This window comes from Sphingobacterium phlebotomi (assembly GCF_008180195.1).
GTDB classification, from domain to species: Bacteria; Bacteroidota; Bacteroidia; order Sphingobacteriales; family Sphingobacteriaceae; genus Sphingobacterium; species Sphingobacterium phlebotomi.
Map to the genome: position 1 here is coordinate 70,173 of NZ_VTAV01000001.1, position 20,399 is coordinate 90,571.

Genomic DNA, 20,399 nt, shown 5'->3' on the forward strand with positions numbered 1-20,399 from the left:
AATCTTTGAAGGTTAAGATATAACAGATGAAATGTGCACTAGTAACAGGAGGGGCGAGGGGTATTGGACGGGTAATCTGTAAAAAGTTAGCTGTCGAATTGGGATACCATGTGCTGATTAATTATCAACGGAATGAGCAGGCTGCTACGGAAACATTGGCTACATTGAACGATGAGGGCGCAACAGGTGAAATCATCAAATTTGATGTGGGGAATGCGACGGAAGTAAATGATGCATTGCAAACATGGAGCGAGCACCATCCCGAAGCGGTAATGGAGGTTATTGTTAATAATGCGGGGGTCACAAGAGACGGGCTGTTCATGTGGATGTCTCGAGAAGATTGGTCTTCGGTGCTGGACGTCTCGTTGCAGGGCTTCTATAACGTAACACACTTTTTTATCCAAAAATTATTACATCAGCGCTACGGTAGAATTATCAATATAGTTTCCGTTTCGGGCGTTAAAGGTACTGCGGGACAGGTTAATTATTCTGCGGCAAAAGCTGGTGTTGTAGGTGCTACAAAAGCGTTGGCACAAGAGATTGCTAAGCGAAATATTACCGTCAACGCTGTTGCTCCCGGATTTATCCGTTCGGACATGACCGAAGGAATGGATGAAAAGGAACTGAAAAAGATTATCCCTGCGAACCGCTTTGGTGAAGCGGAGGAAGTCGCCGATTTGGTTTGTTTTCTGGCCTCTAAGAAAGCAGGCTATATTACGGGAGAAGTTATCAATATAAATGGTGGAATTTATGCTTAGGATTGTCGGATGAGTATACGTGTGGTCATTACAGGAATGGGCATCTATTCCTGTATCGGTACAAATTTAGAAGAGGTCAAACAATCGCTTTTTGAAGGTAAATCGGGTATTGTGGTTGATGAAGAACGCTTGGCGTTTGGCTTTAAATCTCCGTTAACAGGAATGGTGCCTGTACCGGATTTAAAGAAAGTGCTCAACAGACGGCAGCGCATCAGTATGGGAGAGGAGTCGGAGTATGCGTATATGGCAACAACGGAAGCATTGGCGCAAGCGAAGTTGCGGGAAGAAGATCTTGGTAATCGGGAAGTAGGGATTCTGTTTGGGAACGATAGTGTTTCTAAAGCCGTTATCGAAGCGACAGATATTGTGCGCGAAAAGCAAGATACCCAGCTTATTGGCTCTGGCGCCATCTTTAAATCCATGAATTCTACCGTCACCATGAATTTGGCGACAATTTTTGGACTATCTGGGGTTAACATGACGATTAGTGCCGCCTGTGCTAGTGGTTCACATGCTATCGGCCTAGGCTATATGTTTATCCAGCAAGGTTTACAAGATATGATTATTTGTGGAGGAGCGCAGGAAATCAATCCTTATGCTATGGCAAGTTTCGATGGTTTGGGTGTCTTCGCAACAGATATTAGCCATCCCCAACAGGCATCGAGACCCTTTGATAAAAAACGTACCGGATTGGTGCCTAGTGGAGGGGCAGCGACCGTGATTTTGGAGAGTTACGAATCGGCTGTGAATCGCGGAGCACCAATTATTGCAGAAATAATAGGTTATGGTTTTTCTTCTAATGGTGGCCATATATCCACACCGAACATTGACGGACCGGCGAAAGCCATGCGACGGGCACTTGATCAGGCCAAGATACAAGCAGACGATATCGCTTATATTAATGCACATGCCACATCGACACCTATCGGTGACGCCAATGAAGCAAAAGCAATCTTAGATGTATTTGGGGATAAGCCGTATGTTAGTTCTACGAAATCCATGACGGGACATGAATGTTGGATGGCTGGTGCATCCGAAATCGTATACTCGACGTTGATGATGCAACATGGATTTATCGCTCCCTCTATTAATTTAGAAGAACCGGATGACGATATCAAGGAATTAAATTTTGTTTCCCACACTATAAAACAAGAATTTGATATATATTTGTCTAATTCTTTCGGATTTGGTGGAACCAATTCCGCATTGGTGGTCAAGAAATTTAATGATGGATAAAGCGAGTATATATCAAAAGATAAATGAAATCTTGGTAGAAGAGTTTGAGGTGGATGAGAAGGTTATCAGTCCGGAAGCATCTTTAAAAGAATCTCTTGACTTGGATAGCTTGGACTACGTGGATTTGGTTGTTATTATCGAATCCAATTTCGGCGTCAAATTAGTAGAGACGGATTTTGACGGCGTGATCACTTTTCAAGATTTCTATAATATCGTAGAACAAAAAATGACGGTGAAGAATTAAGCAGGGGGTAAGATGAGCCAATGGGACGGAAAATCAAAGGGAACACTCCTTGGCTATAAGATATTTGTTTTTTTGATTAAAAAACTGGGCGTCCGCGCCGCATATGGATTACTCGTTTTTGTAGCCTGTTATTATTTTCTTTTCTTCCCCAAAAGTTTTCGAGCTATTTATTATTACTTGCGCCAACGGCAAGGTTACGGTGCTTGGAAAGCCTTTTGGAAAGTTTACCAGAGCTATTTTGTCTTTGGACAGACTATTATCGATAAGGTCGCTATCTCCTCCGGCTTACGGGATAAGTTTACCTATGAGTTTGACGGAATAGACATCTTAAAAGAAGTTCTGGCGAATAGAAATGGGGGTGTGCTTATATCCGCGCATGTGGGAAATTTTGAAATTGCCGATAAATTTTTTGCTGATATTGATTTGGAGCTTCAAATCAATTTGGTGACGGTTGACCAAGAGCGCACGATAATCAAAGAATATATCGAAAGCATTTCTGAAAAACCGAGTGTTAAATTCATCCATATCCAAGAGGACATGTCACACGTGTTTGCTATAAATGAAACGCTATCGAATAATGAATTGATTTGCTTTACAGGCGATCGGTATTTTGACGGCGCTAAGACGCTAACCGCCTCTTTGCTTGGTAAAGAAACTCATTTTCCTGCGGGGCCGTTTCGTATCGCTTCGCGTTTATCGGCTCCTGTTATTTTTGTGTATGTCATGCGAGAATCCGGACTTCATTATCACCTTTATGCACGTCGTGCGGTAGACGTAAAACGACGTGATCCACAGTCTTATCTTATGGCCTATACCGATAGTGTGGAAAACATATTGCAGAAATACCCGCTACAATGGTTTAACTTCTTTGATTTTTGGAAATGATGCCTCTGCCCATTTTAGGTGAAAAATTATTAATGCTCATCCCACAACGAGCACCTATCGTCATGGTATCTAGCTTGGAAAGCTATGACGAAAGGGGTTTGGTGTCAACTTTTTTAGTAAGCGAAGGAAATATGTTTGTCGATGGCGAGAAGTTGGTAGAAAGCGGTCTACTTGAACACATGGCGCAATCTGTTGCGCTGCATACGGGGTATAGTTATTTCCTCAGAGGAGAACATGCTCCTAAAGGCTATATCGGTTCTATGCAGAATGTGGAGATTCATGGGCTGCCGAAAATAGGAGAGACCGTTTTTTCTACTATACAAATTATACAAGAGTTTATGGGGGTTACCCTCGTGGAAATCGAAACGAAACTCGAAAACAGCGTCATCGCATGCGCCCGCATGAAAACGGTGATCGCAAAGTAGGAGTAGATCTATGCGTATGTCGGCTTTTTTGGTCATTTTGGCAGGGCTAGTATTTTCCTTATTTGAAAAAATATGAAAAAAGTTAATGTGTAGGATAAACATCTACTTAACAGTGGGTTGTGCTGTTTGTTTTTAAGGATATTCCGACATATTTTGCATCTTATTAATTTTCAGCACGTTCCTTGTGGGGTTATGTCTGAACTAATATTATTACAATAAAAAATTTAATCAGATGGAACCTGCATAAGCTACCTTCCAAAAAGGATAGTTTAAGCAAGCTTTTATCACTTTTAAAACACTTATTAAGATGAAAATTCTAGTAATTGGCGCCGGAAACATGGGGCTGACGTATGCCCATGGGATGGCCCAATCAGATTTATTGAAAGAGAAAGATTTAATGATTTTAGACAACTCGGCGGAAAAAATTGCCGAATTACGAGCGGAAGGAACGTTCGATGTCTACGAAAAATTGGAAGACTGTTTGCCTAAAGCAGACATTGTATTTATTGCTGTGAAACCTTATCACAGCGACGAAGTTTTTGAGGCTATCAAAGCGCATAAAAAGCCTGATCAGATTTTTGTATCCATTATGGCTGGCGTTACGATAAAGACCATGCAGGAAGCAATGGACATTAAGAAGGTGGTGCGTGCGATGCCAAACCTCGCCGCACAGGTTGGTCATGGGTTTACATCGTTTATAGGCTCCAAAGAGGTTTCTCGATTGGAACTCCTGACGGTAGAAAAATTGATCGATACAACCGGTCGTTCCATCAAGCTTGCCAACGAAATGGAAATCGATAAGTCTACCGGTATATCAGGTTCAGGTCCCGCTTACGTATTCTATTTTATGGAATCGATGATGGAGGCCGCCGTTAAAATGGGTTTCTGTGAAAAGGATGCTCGTTTGATGGTCGCACAGACTTTTCAAGGAGCCGTAGAGCTCTTTAATAGCTCAGACCTTAACCCCACTGCTTGGATGGATAAGGTGGCCTCTAAAGGAGGTACAACACGTGCCGCACTAGATTCTATGGAAGAAAATAATGTCAAAGAGTTGATTAAAGATGCAGCTTACGCCGCGTTTGACAGAGCGGTACAGTTGGGAAAGGAAAGCAACAAGTAGCATGTATAAAAAGAGAATTGTAATTAAAGTGGGTACAAGCGTAATGGCAAATCGGGATAATCGGATTATGCTATCGGCTTTAAATAAACTGGTTGATCAAATAGCACAATTGTATGAAGACAATATCATGACGGTATTGGTCTCTTCAGGTTCGGTAAATGCCGGACGCGAGATACTGGGAGACAGTGTGATAGAAGACAAATCGCAACGAAGACAAGTGTATTCTGCTATAGGACAGCCGCGATTGATGCGACATTACTATACCCTTTTCCAGAATTACGGAATGCGCTGTGCACAAGTTTTAGCGACCAAAAGAGATTTTAATCCGGGAGAGCATCGTACGAATATGATTAATTGCTATGAAGGATTAATGTCAGAAGGCGTTATTCCGATTGCAAATGAGGATGACGCTGTTTCCGTATCGCATTCCATGTTTTCAGACAACGATGAACTGGCTAGTTTAATTGCCGAATTGATTCATGCCGATATGCTTATTATATTAACCGATATTGATGGTTTTTATACGGGGCATCCTGCGCATGAAGACTCTAGGTTGATCAGCGAAATTAAGGTCGATCAACCTGTAGAGCAATACGTCGCAAAGACAAATAAAGGTGAAACATCCGGTCGTGGAGGCATGGAGTCGAAACTTAAGGTGGCTAAACATACTGCCGCTAAAGATATTCCTACGTATATCGCTAATGGTAAAAGGGATCGTGTTATTTTAGATATAATAGCAGGCAAACCTGTTGGAACAAAGGTTACGATATAATTTCTTCCAATGAACAACATAGCCCCGCGTAGCACTGATGTGGGGCTATGTTTTTTATAACATTATTCCTCTTCGGAATTTGCTTCTTCGATGATATCATCGGTTGCGGTCTCTGCGAGTTTTGCCAGCAATTTTTCTACTTCTTCTTCGGAGGAAGTTAGTTTGGCTTTGCAAATAGCGATCAGTTGAGAAGCTCTGTGTATCTTCTCTGTAAGTTCATCGACATTGGTTTGTCCAGATTCGATTTCCGATACAATCAATTGAAGTTCTTCAAAGGCTTCGTTATACGTATATGTGTTTTCCATAATTGCTAAATGATTATTTTACGACTTTGCTGTATACTGTTCCCTGATACAAGATGGTTTCGATTTTGTCACCTACTTTCACAGAAGTATCTCGCGTAATGGCATGGCCGTTAATTTTAGTTATGCTAAACCCTTTTTTGAGTAGCTGTTTTGGATCTGCTAATTGCAGTAGTCTTTGCATACTATTAAGGTCTGCTTTCCGGTCTTTCAACAGTTGCCTGCAGAAGAGTTGCAAGTGGTTCGTTAATAATGTCAATTTATGTTCTTGGGTAGCGAGTATGGTTTTGCTGTTCCAAGATATGGATTGGCTACATTGTGCCAAAAGGCGTTCTTCTTGTTCAAATAAATTTTTTGAGGCCTGTATGATACGGTTTTGAGCGTCATCTACTGGGATAGCAAATTGGTGAAATTTCTGTATCAAAAAGTCGGCTAGCTCACTAGGCGTGATCGCATTCTGGTAGGCAACCATCTCGCTGACTGTCTCATTGGTGGAATGTCCAATACCGGTGATAACGGGCATTGGAAAAATAGCGATGGCCTTGGCCAGTTGATAGTTATTGTAAGAGGAAAGTCCGACCTCTCCTCCGCCACCCCGAATGATAGCTACTGCATCAAAATCGTCGGTTTTGTTAGCAATATTTGCTAATTGCCTGATAATCGATGGAATAGATTTATCTCCTTGTAACAGCGCAGGGAACAAGGTATATTCAAATTTATATTTCCAGGGGTTTCGTTGAATAATTTTAAAAAAATCGGATAGCCCTTTGCTCGTTTCTACGGATATGATGGCAAGACGTTTGGGCAGTAGGGGAAAAGGCAAATTTTTATTAGCGTGGAATATGCCCTCTGTTTGAAGCTTCCGGACGCTTTCTCGTTTCTCTCTTTCCAGCTCACCCAACACAAACGTGGGATCTATATCGACGATTTTAAGGCTAAAGCCATACAACGGGTCGTAAGAAATGGCCGCTTGGAATAAAATGGTGATGCCGTCTCTTAATGGTTCATTTAAAAGTTTATGAAACTGATCATTAATTCGTTGGTAATCGGCTTTCCATAGTATAGAGCGCATTTCTGCTACTATCTTACCATCTTTTTTCTCGACCAGTTCCGGATAACAGTGTCCTGAATGTGTATAATGATTGAGCTTGTTCATCTCGGCCTTTATCCAATACAGACTTTTATAGCGTTCCGCAATGGTTTTTTGAATACTACGGGATACTTCCAAAAGTGAAAAAATAGTCTTATTGTCTATAACTTCAGGCATAGATCAAATATAGAGTTTTTAATGTAAATGAGAGGAAGGTACAAATCTTCAGTTGATTTTAATACATTTATAGTTTAAAATCATTGAATGAAATGAAAAGTACGATAACTTATTTATGTTTATTACTCCTATTATATACGTCGGACAGCTTTGCTCAATACAAACAGACTGTTGTCAACAAAGCTATTATGACCCAAAACGCGGGAAGTATAGTTCCTTTAAAGCGTTTAGATAGACATCGCATCGCGGTGATTACGCCTTTTTCTAACAAATATGTCCATTTTGTAAATATGGTAAAGCGTTATGCTGATGTGGAAAGTTTTGATTTCAACCGTTACGAAGAGCATACGAAATATCACAATACGATCATTATAGCCGGGACAAAGGAGGACCTCCGAAACGACTTATTATTAATGATTCAACAATCGATATTGCATAATAAACAGGTTATTGTAGTGCGATTTGAAAATAAGCCTACGACTTCCAGTTGGTTGACAGGGCGTTTACAAGGTCGGTTTTCAGAGTTGATTTACCCCGAATTTAATCAGGAAGCACAGCGGTATGCTGCCATGTCTATTTTTGGTGGGTTAGCCATCACACAAGGACAAAATAAAACCGAACAGACGCGCTTGCAGTATGCTACAGAAAGTTCTTGCGCGCTGGATATCGAGGGAATGACTAAGAAGATCGATGCCATCGCTGCCGAAGCAATCCGGGAGCGCGCCACACCGGGCCTGGTTGTTATGGCGGTGAAAGACGGACAGGTTATTCTTGATAAAGCGTACGGCACCCATACTTATAGCAGCAATGTAAAGACGAAAACCTCCGATATATTCGATCTTGCATCTGTCAGTAAGATTGCAGGTACAACACCTGTGGTGATGCATTTGCAGGAGAGAGGTGTTATTCAACTGGACAGCACCATGGGATGTTATTTGGGACAGGCAAAGGAAACGAATAAGAAAGACATTATATTACGTAGTGTTTTATTACATGAGGCGGGTTTTATCCCCTATATCCCGTTTTATCGAAATCTAAAACCGGGCGAATTGGTGCATAAACCAGATACCGCCCATCAAGTCCGAGTGGCGGACAAAGCTTATCTCCGGAACAACTATTACAGGGATGTGATGTGGCCTCAAATGTTACAATCTTCGGTAAAACCGTTTGGCAACTACGTTTATAGCGACATCAGTATGTACGTCATGAAAGAAATTGCGGAACGCATGACGTCTAAGCCCATGGAAGAATACGTACAGGAACTGCTGTATCAACCCATAGGTATGAAAACAGCGGGCTATAATCCCCGTCAGCGTTTTGCAAAAGATCAAATTGTACCCACACAGAACGATACCGTTTTTAGAAAAGAGCTATTGCAAGGGTATGTTCATGATGAAGGAGCAGCGATGGCCGGAGGTGTAGCGGGGCATGCTGGTTTATTTGCGACGGCAAATGATTTAGCTATTTATAGTCAACTGCTTTTAAATAGAGGTGATTATGGTGGTATCCAGTATTTCAGACCGGAGACTGTGGATTTATTTACTTCCAAACAATCGTTGACCAGTCGACGCGGATTAGGCTTTGACCGTGCAGATCCGGATAAGAAAAAAGAATATCCCTCCCGATTAGCAAATGAATCTGTATTTGGACATACCGGTTATACGGGGACCTGTATATGGGTCGATCCAAAAAATCAACTTATCTATATTTTCTTATCGAATCGGGTTCATCCACAGGTCTCGACAAAGTTGTTGGATTTGAATATAAGAAGCCGTATACAGGATGCGATTTATGAGGGTATTTAGTTGCTTTATCCTTTGTCGATACGGATTAATTCTTCGTAGTTGTCGTCCAGTTTGTTTATCAGCCTACGGTAGAGGATTCTATAATATAGTTTCATCAAGTAGATCGTTATAAACACGATCGGGGCTATAACAATAACGACTAGAAAGGACATCAAGATACCTTCTCCTATCGACTTTTCGACAAAGGTTATGACGATATGTTGCAGTCCTCGCCATGTCATAATAAATATAAAAAAGTAGACATTGAACTTAATATAATGGTCTACATATTGTTGCGTCGTCAAGATTGTTATCAAGAGCGTCTTTGTATCTGTGGTATTCTTTATTTTCCTGTAATTTTTAAAGAAATTATAAATAAAATAAAGAATGACTGCTCTGAAGGCTATACCAAAAGTTAGACCCAGAAATGATTCAAAGGATGACGTGATTTTTTGATCTATCGGTAAGATAAAACCGAGTACAATGCCAACGGATAACTCCATGATACTAATTATAAAAACCCATTTTATAATCGAAGAAGATCGTTGGTATAACATGTACTTTATCTCCTCTTCGTTTACTCTCGGGAAATTATTATCGTTATTCCAATGTTGTTTCAATAAATCCAGTCCGTCCATTATATTCCTCCTTTTTTGTTTAGTGTAGCTTTCAATTTTGTCTTAATTCGATTCATTTTTACGCGGGCATTTCCTTCACTGATGCCCAGGGTCGCCGCAATCTCTTGATAATCCTTGTCTTCCAGGTACATATATACGAGTGCCTTCTCAATATCGTTGAGCTGTCGGACAGATGTATAAAGAAGCTTTAACTGTTCTTCATCCTCGGGATTGTATTCTTCATAACGTATATGGTGCAAAGAACTGTCCCACTCGACAGTAGTTATGGTTTTCTTTTTGTTCCGGTATAAGGAGATAGCGGTATTTAGACAAACACGGTAGGCCCAAGTCGAAAATTTGGAGTCGCCTTTGAAATTAGGATAAGATCGCCACAACTGTATAACCATTTCTTGAAATAGGTCTTTATGCATCTCGTTATCTTCGGTATAGAGCGAGCAGATTTTATGGAGGATATTTTGATTTTCCTCCAAAAGATTAATGAAGCTTGATTCCAGATGTTTGGTCATGATATGTTATATGTCGAAGATAATGAGAAGATGTTACAACGGGATTAGGTTATTTTGAAAAAAAGTCTTTTTGTTTTTCTTATTTTCGCTTAATGGCTAAAGCAAAATCAACATATTTCTGCCAGCATTGCGGATATGAATCTGCCAAATGGCTTGGACAGTGCCCATCGTGCAAACAATGGAATACCTTTGTCGAAGAGGTAGTAGAAAAGACGAGTTCCAAAGTTCCGGAATGGCGAAGTACATCTGCACCCACATCATCACGACGGACAAACAAAGCCGCTATCATTAATGAAATCGTTTATCAAGACGAACAACGCCTAGAGACACCCGATAAGGAGTTTAATCGCGTGTTGGGCGGAGGCATTGTACCGGGATCACTTGTATTGATCGGTGGTGAACCGGGCATTGGTAAATCGACGCTGATGCTGCAACTGGCATTGGGTATACCGAAAGTCAAAACACTTTACATTTCAGGCGAAGAGAGTGAACAACAGATTAAAATGCGTGCAGAGCGGTTAGCACAGCGTTCTACAGCAAATTGCTATATCTTGACAGAGACTTCTACCCAGCAGATTTTTAAACAGATGGAGACAGTACAACCGGATATTGTGGTCATTGATTCTATACAAACGTTGCATTCGTCGCACATTGAATCGGCTCCAGGCTCTGTATCTCAAGTGAGGGAATGTACGGCGGAACTCTTACGTTTTGCGAAAGAGACCAGTACGCCTGTATTTATTGTGGGGCATATTACGAAAGACGGTTCTATTGCGGGGCCAAAAGTATTAGAGCACATGGTAGATACCGTGTTGCAGTTTGAGGGCGACCGAAATCATGTGTATCGGATATTGCGCGCAGTTAAGAACCGTTTTGGATCTTCGTCCGAACTGGGAATATATGAAATGCAGGGATCGGGTCTTCGAGAGGTTTCCAACCCGTCCGAAATTATGATCTCACAGCGTGATGAACCTGTAAGCGGCGTCGCCATTGCCGCTATGTTAGAAGGTATGCGTCCACTCATGATTGAAGTACAGGCTCTAGTAAGCAACTCCGCCTTTGGAACGCCACAGCGGACCTCCACGGGGTTCGACACGAAACGTCTAAGTATGCTATTGGCAGTGTTGGAAAAGCGCTTTGGTTTCCGACTCAGCGCGCAAGATGTCTTCTTGAATATTGCCGGAGGGTTGCGGGTGGAAGACCCCGCGATTGACTTAGCTGTTATTGCGGCGTTAATATCCTCCCAACAGGATATTGCACTACCGTCGCAGGTAACATTTGCGGGAGAAGTAGGGCTTTCCGGCGAAATTCGAGCCGTAAACCGCATAGAACAACGGATCATAGAGGCGGCGAAGTTGGGGTTCGAAGGGATTTTTATTTCCAAATATAACACGAAAGGGCTGGACGTCAAAAAGTATGATATTGCAATTCGCCCACTGGCTACACTAGAAGATTTATTCAGGGCATTGTTTGGGTAGTAGAGACGTTGCTCCTGTCTCAGCATACACGAGATGTAACGTCTCTACTACTATACCAAATCAGATTAATGACGCCCAAGTAACGGAAATGTCGCGCTTTCTTGATGCGCCTCATCGATGTGGTTTCCTAATTTTTTGGCTATTTTGTGATGTTTATGGATCACATTATGCCTTTCTGTAGGGTCATCCTTTAGATTGTATAATTCTTCCACGGTTTGCGTTCCATCTTTTACCTTTAACCTTACCAGCTTCCAATCGCCCGCGCGAACAGCCTGGCGTCCACCGTCTTCGTGAAACTCCCAATACAGATAACGATGCTCGTGTTGTACTCCTTTCTCGATGAGTGTGGGCAATATCGAAATCCCATCTGAAAAACCGGGTTTCGGTATACCCGTTATTTCTGTTAGCGTAGGCAATACATCCCAAAACGCAGCAACGTGCGAAGCCGTGCTAGCAGGTGCTATCTTAGCGGGCCACACAGCCAACATCGGTACTTTAATTCCTCCTTCATAGAGATCACGTTTATACCCCTTTAATCCGGCGGAGCTATTAAAAAACTGTGGGTCAGCTCCACCCTCGCGATGTGCTCCGTTGTCACTGGTGAAGATAACCAAGGTATTGTCCGATAATCCTAACGCTTCTAACTTGGCGATGATCTCCCCCACATAGTGGTCCAGTCTGCTAACCATAGCGGCAAAAGTAGCGCGAGGTTTTTCGACAGAAGCATATCCAGGGATAGTAGCATTTGGTCCGTAATCGTTCCCTTTGTGTGGAGTCTCGGGAAAACTGTTACTGTATTGAAGGTAGAATTCGTCTTCCGGACCGGCCAATTCCGCATGAGGGAGAACCGTTGGAACAAAAAGGAAGAAGGGTTTATGTTGGTTTTTTTCAATAAATGTCAGTGTCTTTTGTTGAATAAGTTCCGGTGCGTACTGTGTTTTTTGCTGCAGGTCATTTCCTTCCAATACTACCTTTTCAGCATTATGCCACAGATGGGTAGGGTAGTAGCGGTGGGATTGGCGTTGACAATTGTAGCCGAAAAACTCGTCGAACCCTTTTCGGATTGGATCGCCAGTAGTACCCACCATGCCCAATCCCCATTTACCGAAAGTACCTGTTGTGTAACCGGCTTCTTTCAGCAACATAGCAATCGTCGTGATACTGTCGGCTAAAGGTTCCTGTCCTTCCGGTTGGATTTCTTTGTTTCCACGAATGTAAGTATGCCCGGTGTGTTGTCCTGTCATCAATGCGGAGCGGGAGGGAGCACACACGGAGGTGCCCGCATAGAAATTTTCAAAGCGCATACCACGACTAGCGAGTTTATCTAGATTGGGTGTTTTTATTTTTTCCTGTCCATAAGGTTCGATGTCGCCAATCCCAAGATCGTCCGCCAAAATAAAGACAATATTGGGTTGTTGAAGCTGCGCCATGGCGGGCAGGATCATATTGCCCAATAGAAGAACAAATAAAGGAAACGTGTTTAAATTCATATGATCAAAATTATCAAACGCGATATAAAAAACTGAAAATCTAAAACTACAACTTTAAATATAAGATTATTTTCTATTTTTATTTCCTATTATATAGACGAATATGGCATCAGGTATTTTTGCGATTTTGGACGATATCGCAGCATTAATGGACGATGTAGCCGTGACGGCTAAAGTCGCTACTCGTAAAACCGCAGGTATTTTGGGCGACGATTTGGCTGTCAATGCAGAGAAAGCAACAGGCTTTTTGTCGTCCCGGGAAATACCTGTTCTATGGGCGATTACCAAGGGTTCGTTCATCAATAAGCTCATTATTGTTCCGATTGCTTTATTGTTGAACGCTTTTTTTCCGATTGCCATAAAGATAGCCCTGATTTTGGGAGGGTTTTATCTTGCTTATGAGGGAGCAGAGAAGATTATTGAATATTTCTTTCATCGTCCAAAACAAACGGCTCCGGCGGTAGAAAAAAAAGTAAAGGAGGATGAGACAGCGGAGAACGCAAAAATAAAATCAGCGATCACAACCGATTTTATCCTGTCTGTCGAGATCGTCATTATCGCTTTGGGAACGGTGTTGGATAGAAGTTTGACCATACAGATTCTGACTGTCTCTATCGTGGCACTTTTGGCGACGGTAGGCGTGTATGGCATAGTGGCACTCATCGTTCGGATGGATGATACCGGGTATAGACTCATTAAATATGGTAATGGAAAGGGCTTTTCCTCTAGCTTGGGAAATCTGTTGGTAAAATCCTTACCTGTTATTATTAAGGCTTTGGCTGTTATCGGTACCATCGCGCTGATACTGGTTTCAGGCGGTATCTTCGTACATAATATTGACTATATTCATCATCTTTTTCCGTCATTACCATCCGTATTGAAAGAGTTTGTCGTTGGCTTAATCGCCGGGATACTCGTGGTGCTAATTGTTACGGTAGTTAAGAAAGTTCTTGTGAAGTGTGAGGTATAGAGAGTGGCTGCTAGAATGTTACCTCCGATTTAGTTATTTTTGTTATTTTCGTCGGATGACTAAACGGAATGTATTCCTGTAACCATCCTATGTTGGCGTATTGATTATGTATAGACCGCTTCTTCTTCTTCTTCTTCTTCTGGTAACGATTTCATCGTCAGCTACCTTATGTCAGACGGCAGGGAGATATGATGCTACGTTGACCGACTTGATACCGTTGATTGATAGAAAACAGGATTTTATGGATGTTAAAGAAATGAAAATCCAGGAACTAGCACGTACATTCAATCAACTCAGCACGCGCGATACCATCAAATATTCCATTGCAAATCAACTTTATAAAGAATATACCCCCTATAAACTGGACTCGGCTATAGTATATGCTGAATATAGTTTGCAATTAGCGCAACAATACCGCGATGAAGACTGGGTTATGGAGAGTTATCTTGACTTGGCGGCTCTACATTTTACTGCAGGGATGTATATCGATTCATACAATATTTTAACGAGTATATCGAGCGAACAGCTGTCACAGCACCTACGTGTTAAATATTATGATGCTTGGAAAAGATTATATAAGTTTTATTCTTCTGCCAATCATTACGATGAGCAATATGAAGCGAAAAGTAATACTTATCGAGATTCGTTGTTACATGAATTAGATCCACAAAACAATCAATATCAGATTGTATATGCCGAAAAGCTACTTGATCATCAGAAAACGGAAGAAGCAAAAAAAATATTAATACACCTGCTGGACAAATCAGAAGAAGAAGACCACGAACGAGCTATTCTTTGCTTTGCCTTAGCGACGGTTTTTAAGCAGGAAGGGAATATTCTGCTTCAGCGTAAGTACCTAATACAATCTTCTGTATACGACATCAAGAATGCTATTAAAGAGAATGCGGCTATGCAGGCGTTGGCCTCTTTGCTTTATGAAACAGAACACATTGAAGAGGCGTATAAATGTATACAGTCTTCTATGGAAGACGCTATTTTTTGTAATGCGCGCTTTCGCACGTATGAAGCATCGCAGATTTTTCCCATTATTGATTCAGCCTACCAGGAAAATGAAGCACAGAAAAAATCTATCTTGACACTCTTTTTGGCTGTGGTATGCATCTTGTCTATTTTTCTGACTATAGCCATTATTTACGTCTATAGGCAAATGAAAAGAATAAATCGGGTACGGGAAGAATTGTTTGAAGCAAACCAACGTTTGCAAGAGCTAAATGTGCAATTAAATACGACCAATGAAGCATTACATACAACGAATCTTGAAGTATCCTCCGTTAATAAAGAATTGGCAGAAGCCAATCATATTAAGGAAGCCTATATTGGCCACTTTTTGGATCTGTGCTCTACTTATATCGATAAACTGGAGCACTTTCAAACCGTACTGAAAAAGATGGTTATGGGAGGCAAAATGGAAGAGCTCCTAAAACGTTTGAAATCAAGAGATATGATCGAAAGAGAAGTAAAGGAATTATTTTCTACATTCGATCATATTTTCCTTCATATATATCCCAATTTTGTGGAAGACTTTAATTCCCTGCTACTGGAAGAAGAACGTTTTGTCCTGAAAAACAACGAGCTTTTGAATACGGAGCTGCGAATATTTGCTTTGATCCGACTGGGTATTACTGACAGTTCAAAAATAGCCGGTTTTCTTCACTATTCTACCAATACCATTTATAGCTATCGCACCCGAATACGAAATAAAGCCCGAGTTCCGCGGGAAGATTTTGACGATATGGTGATGAAAATAGGAAGAATCAATAAGATATATTAATATACTTTCTATATTTTTCATCAATTGGAAGACGTGTAATTTGCTTATTTTTAGTTTGTTGTGTTTTTTTAGCGTCTATATTTTATCTTGTAGCCCTTTTTTAGACTTAAAACCCTACTTAGCTTTGTCTACAGACTTCCAGATATAAACCTTAGCTGGGTGGTAGTCAATTATAAATTTTGTTATCAATAAAATAAAACGGTATTTATGAAGATTTTTCTACGTCACACGCGTCCTCTCGTGGTGTATCTCCTACTTGCTATAGTAAGTGTGCTGCTACATACAAATGTGTATGCGCAACAAAGAAGTATTTCCGGAACGGTATCGGATCCGACAGGAAATCCTATTGAAGGTGCTTCGATTGCTGTATTAGGAAAAAGCGCAGCTGCGCGAACAGATACAAAGGGATATTTTTTACTACAGGCAGAAACGGGCGATATATTGCATGTTACATCTGTAGGATACCTGTTTGCTGAGCAACAGATTGATGTTTCGTCGGTATATACTATTGTGCTGCAAGAAAGCGAGGAAGCATTGGATGAGGTTGTTGTTATTGGGTATGGTACCGTCCGTAAGCGGGATTTGACTGGTTCGTTGGCTTCCGTAGGTTCAGAAGCTATGAAAGATCGCCCCGTAGCCAATATCGGAGAGGCATTACAGGGACGCGCATCGGGTGTACAGATTGTGAATAGCGGTGCCCCCGGGAGCAATGTAGCGATTCAGATACGGGGTTTAGGTTCTATCAATAATAGCGCTCCTTTGCTGGTTATAGATGGTGTGCCTACAGATCTCGCCTTAAACGCCTTAAATCCGAACGATGTAGAGACTATCGATATCTTGAAGGATGCTTCGGCGACAGCCATATACGGATCCCGTGGTGCAAATGGTGTGGTGTTAATTACGACCAAAAAGGGAAATAAAGACAAAGGCACGGTGACAGCGAGTGCAAATTTTGCCATCCAGGAAGCGACAAGCCTTCCCAAAATGTTGAATGCTAGCCAATTTGCGTCCTTACATAACGAAATGATGTTCAATAATAATAACAGGCAGCGGCCGGATTTTGCAGATCCCACTCTTTTAGGGGAGGGAACAGATTGGATCGATGCATTATTACGAAGGGATCGCCTGTCTAATTATTCTGTAGCATATTCCGGAGGAGGAGAAAAAAACACTTATTATGTATCCGGCGGCGTGTTGAATCAGGATGGTATTGTATTGAATACTTCCTACAAGCGCTATACATTCCAATTTAATAATGAAACGAAACAAACTTCTTGGTTAAAATTGGGGAATAATCTGACCTTGAGCCATGATGTTAAAAACCAGGGCGCATACGATGTGCTGAATACATTGGCATCGCTCCCTACACAACCGATATACAATGAAGATGGAAGTTTCTCCGGACCCGGTAATGAAGCCATTTTCTATGGCGATATTCGGAATCCGATTGGTACAGCATCGTTAGAACAAAACACGACAAACGGGTATAATTTATTGGGTAACTTATATGCAGAAGCAACTTTTCTAGATCATTTTACGTTCAAGTCCATCGTAGGACTGGATTATAAAGTGTGGGATAATGTGAATTTCTCACCAAAATACGACTGGAAACCTATACCTGTACCCGATTCCTATCGTGGAGAAAGCTTTAACAAGAGTTTGACCTACCTCTGGGACAATACACTAACCTATACCAATACCTTTGCTGGTTTACATGATGTCGATGTAATGGTCGGTTCCAGTGCCCAAAACAATGAATATAACTACATGAGTGGTAGTATCAAGGAATTTTTATCCGATAACAATAACCAGCTGAACAATGGATTACTTGATCCTCTGGTTGGAGGCAGTCGCAACGAATGGGCATTGTTGTCTTTCTTTGGTCGTGCCAATTATACATTCAGCAATAAATATTTATTGACGGCAACAGTACGCCATGACGGTACATCCCGTATTACAGCTGCTAATCGGTGGGGAACATTTCCATCGTTCTCAGCGGCCTGGAGGATATCCGAGGAAGATTTTTTTAATAAGAATCCTACATTCGGTGATTTGAAGCTACGTGCAGGGTATGGTGTTACGGGTAATCAAGCGGTTTTAGATACCTATGCCGCTGCAGCACGTCTTAATACATCGCGATACGTATTCAACGGTACGCCCGTTTCGACCCTTTATCCCTTGGTGATGCCCAATCAGAACATTCGTTGGGAAACCATCAAACAAACGAATATCGGTATAGACGCAGCATTTTTCGAAAATAGAATCAATGTTACGTTCGATGCTTATGTGAAGAAAACATCCGATATGCTGGTCAGCATGGTCGTGCCCATCACAACAGGATATTCCGATATCTATACCCCGATGATCAATGCCGGTGAGGTAGAAAATAGAGGATGGGAATTGACCATTGGTAGCGATAATCTGCGTGGCGATTTCCAGTGGCATTCTGATTTCAACGTCTCCTATAACCAAAATAAAATTGTTAATCTACACGGAGATGTCCCGATTTATTTCGGTTATCAATCTCATACGGTGGGTCAACCCGTTTCTGCTTTCTACGGATGGAAAACGAATGGTGTTTTCCAGAACTGGGAAGAGGTAAATAGCTATGCTCATCAATATCAGGGGGCAGATCCGGCGAATAGTACAGCGCCTGGCGATATGAAATTTCTAGACTTGAACAAGGATGGTGTGGTCAATGATTATGACCGTGCCTATTTGGGAAACCCGACGCCAAGCTGGTCTTTTGCGATGGGAAACAGGTTCTCCTATAAAAACGTCGACATGGAGTTATTCTTACAGGGGGTAGCAGGCAACCAAATATACAATGCTAACCGTGTGACACTGGAAGGAATGTACACGATCCGTAATCAGACAACCAAAGTATTAGACCGTTGGACTGGTGAAGGAACGAGCAACGAAATGCCGCGTGCCATTTACAGTGATCCCAATCGAAATACACGTACGTCCGATCGTTTTTTGGAAAACGGCAGCTATTTGCGCTTGAAAAATGTGACGATCGGTTATACGCTTCCGACTGCTGTATTGGAACGTATGAAAATAAGCAATCTACGGTTTTACCTTTCCGGACAAAATTTACTGACCTGGACGAACTATTCGGGCTTTGATCCGGAAGTCATCGGAGGTGTAGATAACAGTAATTATCCCATTACGAGAAACTTGAGTTTAGGAGTAGATTTCAGATTCTAAAATATTAAGAATGACGATTATGAAAAAGATATTTTATACAGCACTTTTTGTTCTCCCTTTGCTATTCCATGCCTGTTCCGGTTTTTTGGACAAAGAGCCTTTTGAAGATCCAAGTGCCGAATCGGTGAAAGACGCCGCGTCAGCCGTAGCGATGGTAAATGCAGCTTATCAGCCTTTACAACGCCCGAAACTATATAATATGCGTATCTGGACATTGGATATCATGGCGGGAAATAGCGTCGTGGGTGCCGGTGGGGGGGATGATGGTATTGAGACTATACAGTTATCGAACTTCTCTACGGGACCGGATAACTTTGCAGCGGTGGATTTATGGCGAGGACCAAATCCCGGTATATTATACTGTAATACGGTATTAGAAAATATCCCCGATATGGAGTTGGACGAGACCCTTAAAAATCGTCTTATAGGCGAAGCGAAATTCCTCCGTGCACATTATTATTTCCTCTTGGTGCAGCTTTTCGGTGATGTACCGTTGAGCTTAGTACCACCAAAACCCGATGATGACCTAAATCAACCACGGGTTGATAAGAACCAGATTTATAGCGAAGTGATTATCCCTGATTTAACCGATGCAATCAACCTGCTTCCACGTCGGGAAGATTACAGTGATGAGGATAAAGGTCGTGCAACGAAAGGTGCAGCAGCAGGCATGTTGGCAAAGGTATATCTGACATTGGGACAATATGAGCAGGCTATCGAGATGTGTGATCTAGTGGAAGACTATGGCTATATACTAAATGCAGATTACAGCGATTGTTTCGGCGGCGAAAACCGCCATAAAAATACGCCTGAATCACTTTTTGAAGTTCAATATTACGGACTCACAAATGCCGATTTTTGGGACGATGAAAATCAGGCAAATTGGTTGAGTACCTACATGGGACCACGTAATTCCGGATGGGTAGGCGGAGGCTATGGTTGGAACCAACCGACAGAAGAATTTGTAAGCCAATACGAGGAAGGCGATTTACGTAAAGATAAGACGGTATTGTATGAAGGCGGTCCGCTGTTCGATGGTAAGCAATATCGTTCAACTATGTCTTCAACAGGCTATAATGTCCGGAAGTTTTTGGTACCGCTGTCGGTATCACCAGACTATAACACGAATTCGGCCAGCATCATGGTGTTGCGGTATGCTGATGTATTGTTGATGAAAGCGGAAGCACTTAATGAGCTTGGCAATACCCAACAAGCGATAGCGCCGTTGTATCAAGTTAGAGAGCGGGCTGGATTAACGAACAGACAGGAGTTAGAGGGCTTGTCTCAAAGTGAAATGCGGGATAAGATACGGCATGAACGACGCATCGAGCTGGCTTTTGAAGGACATTACTGGTTTGACATGATCCGTTGGGATAATGGGCAATATGCTTTGGATTTTCTGCAGGGTATCGGAAAGCTGAATGCAGCAAGAAAGCATTTGTTATTGCCTATTCCACAGGTAGAAAGAGATGCTAACCCTAACCTAACACAGAACCCTGGTTATTAAACAGCTAAATATGAA

Annotated in this window: 18 protein-coding genes; 13 read left to right on the forward strand and 5 right to left on the reverse strand. The window is 41.8% G+C overall.

The annotated features are described in order from the left end of the window. Window positions 1-26: 26 nt before the first annotated feature. From fabG to proB, 7 genes are all read left to right on the forward strand, one after another. Entirely contained in the window at window positions 27-758 is a 732-nt protein-coding gene (fabG, locus tag FXV77_RS00275; protein WP_148917231.1) for a 3-oxoacyl-ACP reductase FabG, read from the forward strand. 9 nt (window positions 759-767) lie between these two features. After that, window positions 768-1,994: a beta-ketoacyl-[acyl-carrier-protein] synthase family protein gene (locus FXV77_RS00280; protein WP_148917232.1), complete on the forward strand. Its 1,227-nt coding sequence runs from the start codon at window positions 768-770 to the stop codon at window positions 1,992-1,994. Further along, window positions 1,984-2,238 (forward strand): acyl carrier protein, encoded by a 255-nt coding sequence (locus FXV77_RS00285; protein ID WP_222867669.1) that lies wholly within the window; start codon window positions 1,984-1,986, stop codon window positions 2,236-2,238. The genes FXV77_RS00280 and FXV77_RS00285 overlap by 11 nt, the downstream gene beginning before the upstream one ends. 12 nt (window positions 2,239-2,250) lie before the next feature. Next, entirely contained in the window at window positions 2,251-3,123 is an 873-nt protein-coding gene (locus tag FXV77_RS00290) for an LpxL/LpxP family acyltransferase (protein WP_148917233.1), read from the forward strand. Beyond that, entirely contained in the window at window positions 3,114-3,548 is a 435-nt protein-coding gene (locus tag FXV77_RS00295) for a hypothetical protein (protein WP_222867670.1), read from the forward strand. The genes FXV77_RS00290 and FXV77_RS00295 overlap by 10 nt, the downstream gene beginning before the upstream one ends. Before the next feature lie 283 nt (window positions 3,549-3,831). Further along, window positions 3,832-4,668 carry a pyrroline-5-carboxylate reductase gene (gene proC / locus FXV77_RS00300; protein WP_262713615.1) on the forward strand — a complete coding sequence of 279 codons (837 nt, stop codon included), beginning with the start codon at window positions 3,832-3,834 and terminating at the stop codon, window positions 4,666-4,668. Between the two features lies 1 nt (window position 4,669). Beyond that, complete coding sequence (gene proB / locus FXV77_RS00305) at window positions 4,670-5,440, forward strand: glutamate 5-kinase (protein WP_148917235.1); 771 nt, start codon at window positions 4,670-4,672, stop codon at window positions 5,438-5,440. A 62-nt stretch (window positions 5,441-5,502) separates the two neighbouring features. On the opposite strand, the gene xseB is transcribed toward proB, so the two are convergent. After that, a complete protein-coding gene (xseB, locus tag FXV77_RS00310) occupies window positions 5,503-5,745 on the reverse strand; it encodes an exodeoxyribonuclease VII small subunit (RefSeq protein ID WP_148917236.1) in 243 nt (80 codons plus the stop codon). A gap of 13 nt (window positions 5,746-5,758) precedes the next feature. Further along, the gene (xseA, locus tag FXV77_RS00315; RefSeq protein ID WP_148917237.1) at window positions 5,759-7,009 is read right to left on the reverse strand and encodes an exodeoxyribonuclease VII large subunit; all 1,251 of its coding nucleotides are present in this window, start codon (window positions 7,007-7,009) and stop codon (window positions 5,759-5,761) included. 92 nt (window positions 7,010-7,101) lie between these two features. On the opposite strand from xseA, the gene FXV77_RS00320 reads away from it, so the two are divergent. Beyond that, complete coding sequence (locus tag FXV77_RS00320) at window positions 7,102-8,814, forward strand: serine hydrolase domain-containing protein (protein ID WP_148917238.1); 1,713 nt, start codon at window positions 7,102-7,104, stop codon at window positions 8,812-8,814. Between the two features lie 5 nt (window positions 8,815-8,819). Here the strand turns inward: FXV77_RS00320 and FXV77_RS00325 are convergent, their stop codons facing one another. Then, window positions 8,820-9,431, reverse strand: coding sequence for a hypothetical protein (locus FXV77_RS00325; protein ID WP_148917239.1), 612 nt, complete (start codon window positions 9,429-9,431; stop codon window positions 8,820-8,822). After that, window positions 9,431-9,937: an RNA polymerase sigma factor gene (locus FXV77_RS00330; RefSeq protein ID WP_148917240.1), complete on the reverse strand. Its 507-nt coding sequence runs from the start codon at window positions 9,935-9,937 to the stop codon at window positions 9,431-9,433. Before FXV77_RS00330 ends, FXV77_RS00325 begins: the two co-directional genes overlap by 1 nt. Before the next feature lie 92 nt (window positions 9,938-10,029). On the opposite strand from FXV77_RS00330, the gene radA reads away from it, so the two are divergent. Next, window positions 10,030-11,415 carry a DNA repair protein RadA gene (gene radA / locus FXV77_RS00335; RefSeq protein ID WP_148917241.1) on the forward strand — a complete coding sequence of 462 codons (1,386 nt, stop codon included), beginning with the start codon at window positions 10,030-10,032 and terminating at the stop codon, window positions 11,413-11,415. A gap of 65 nt (window positions 11,416-11,480) precedes the next feature. Here radA and FXV77_RS00340 read toward each other — a convergent pair whose 3' ends face one another. Beyond that, a complete protein-coding gene (locus FXV77_RS00340) occupies window positions 11,481-12,905 on the reverse strand; it encodes an arylsulfatase (protein ID WP_148917242.1) in 1,425 nt (474 codons plus the stop codon). 103 nt (window positions 12,906-13,008) lie between these two features. Here FXV77_RS00340 and FXV77_RS00345 point away from each other — a divergent pair, with 103 nt between their 5' ends. The 4 genes from FXV77_RS00345 to FXV77_RS00360 all read left to right on the forward strand — a co-directional run bounded on the left by FXV77_RS00345 (window position 13,009) and on the right by FXV77_RS00360 (window position 20,384). Further along, window positions 13,009-13,875, forward strand: a complete 867-nt coding sequence (locus FXV77_RS00345; RefSeq protein ID WP_148917243.1) for a DUF808 domain-containing protein — start codon at window positions 13,009-13,011, stop codon at window positions 13,873-13,875. A 106-nt stretch (window positions 13,876-13,981) separates the two neighbouring features. Beyond that, window positions 13,982-15,667 (forward strand): DUF6377 domain-containing protein, encoded by a 1,686-nt coding sequence (locus FXV77_RS00350; RefSeq protein ID WP_148917244.1) that lies wholly within the window; start codon window positions 13,982-13,984, stop codon window positions 15,665-15,667. A 207-nt stretch (window positions 15,668-15,874) separates the two neighbouring features. After that, window positions 15,875-18,877 carry a SusC/RagA family TonB-linked outer membrane protein gene (locus FXV77_RS00355; RefSeq protein ID WP_148917245.1) on the forward strand — a complete coding sequence of 1,001 codons (3,003 nt, stop codon included), beginning with the start codon at window positions 15,875-15,877 and terminating at the stop codon, window positions 18,875-18,877. A gap of 19 nt (window positions 18,878-18,896) precedes the next feature. Then, window positions 18,897-20,384, forward strand: a complete 1,488-nt coding sequence (locus FXV77_RS00360; protein ID WP_148917246.1) for a RagB/SusD family nutrient uptake outer membrane protein — start codon at window positions 18,897-18,899, stop codon at window positions 20,382-20,384. The last annotated feature ends 15 nt before the right edge of the window (window positions 20,385-20,399 follow it).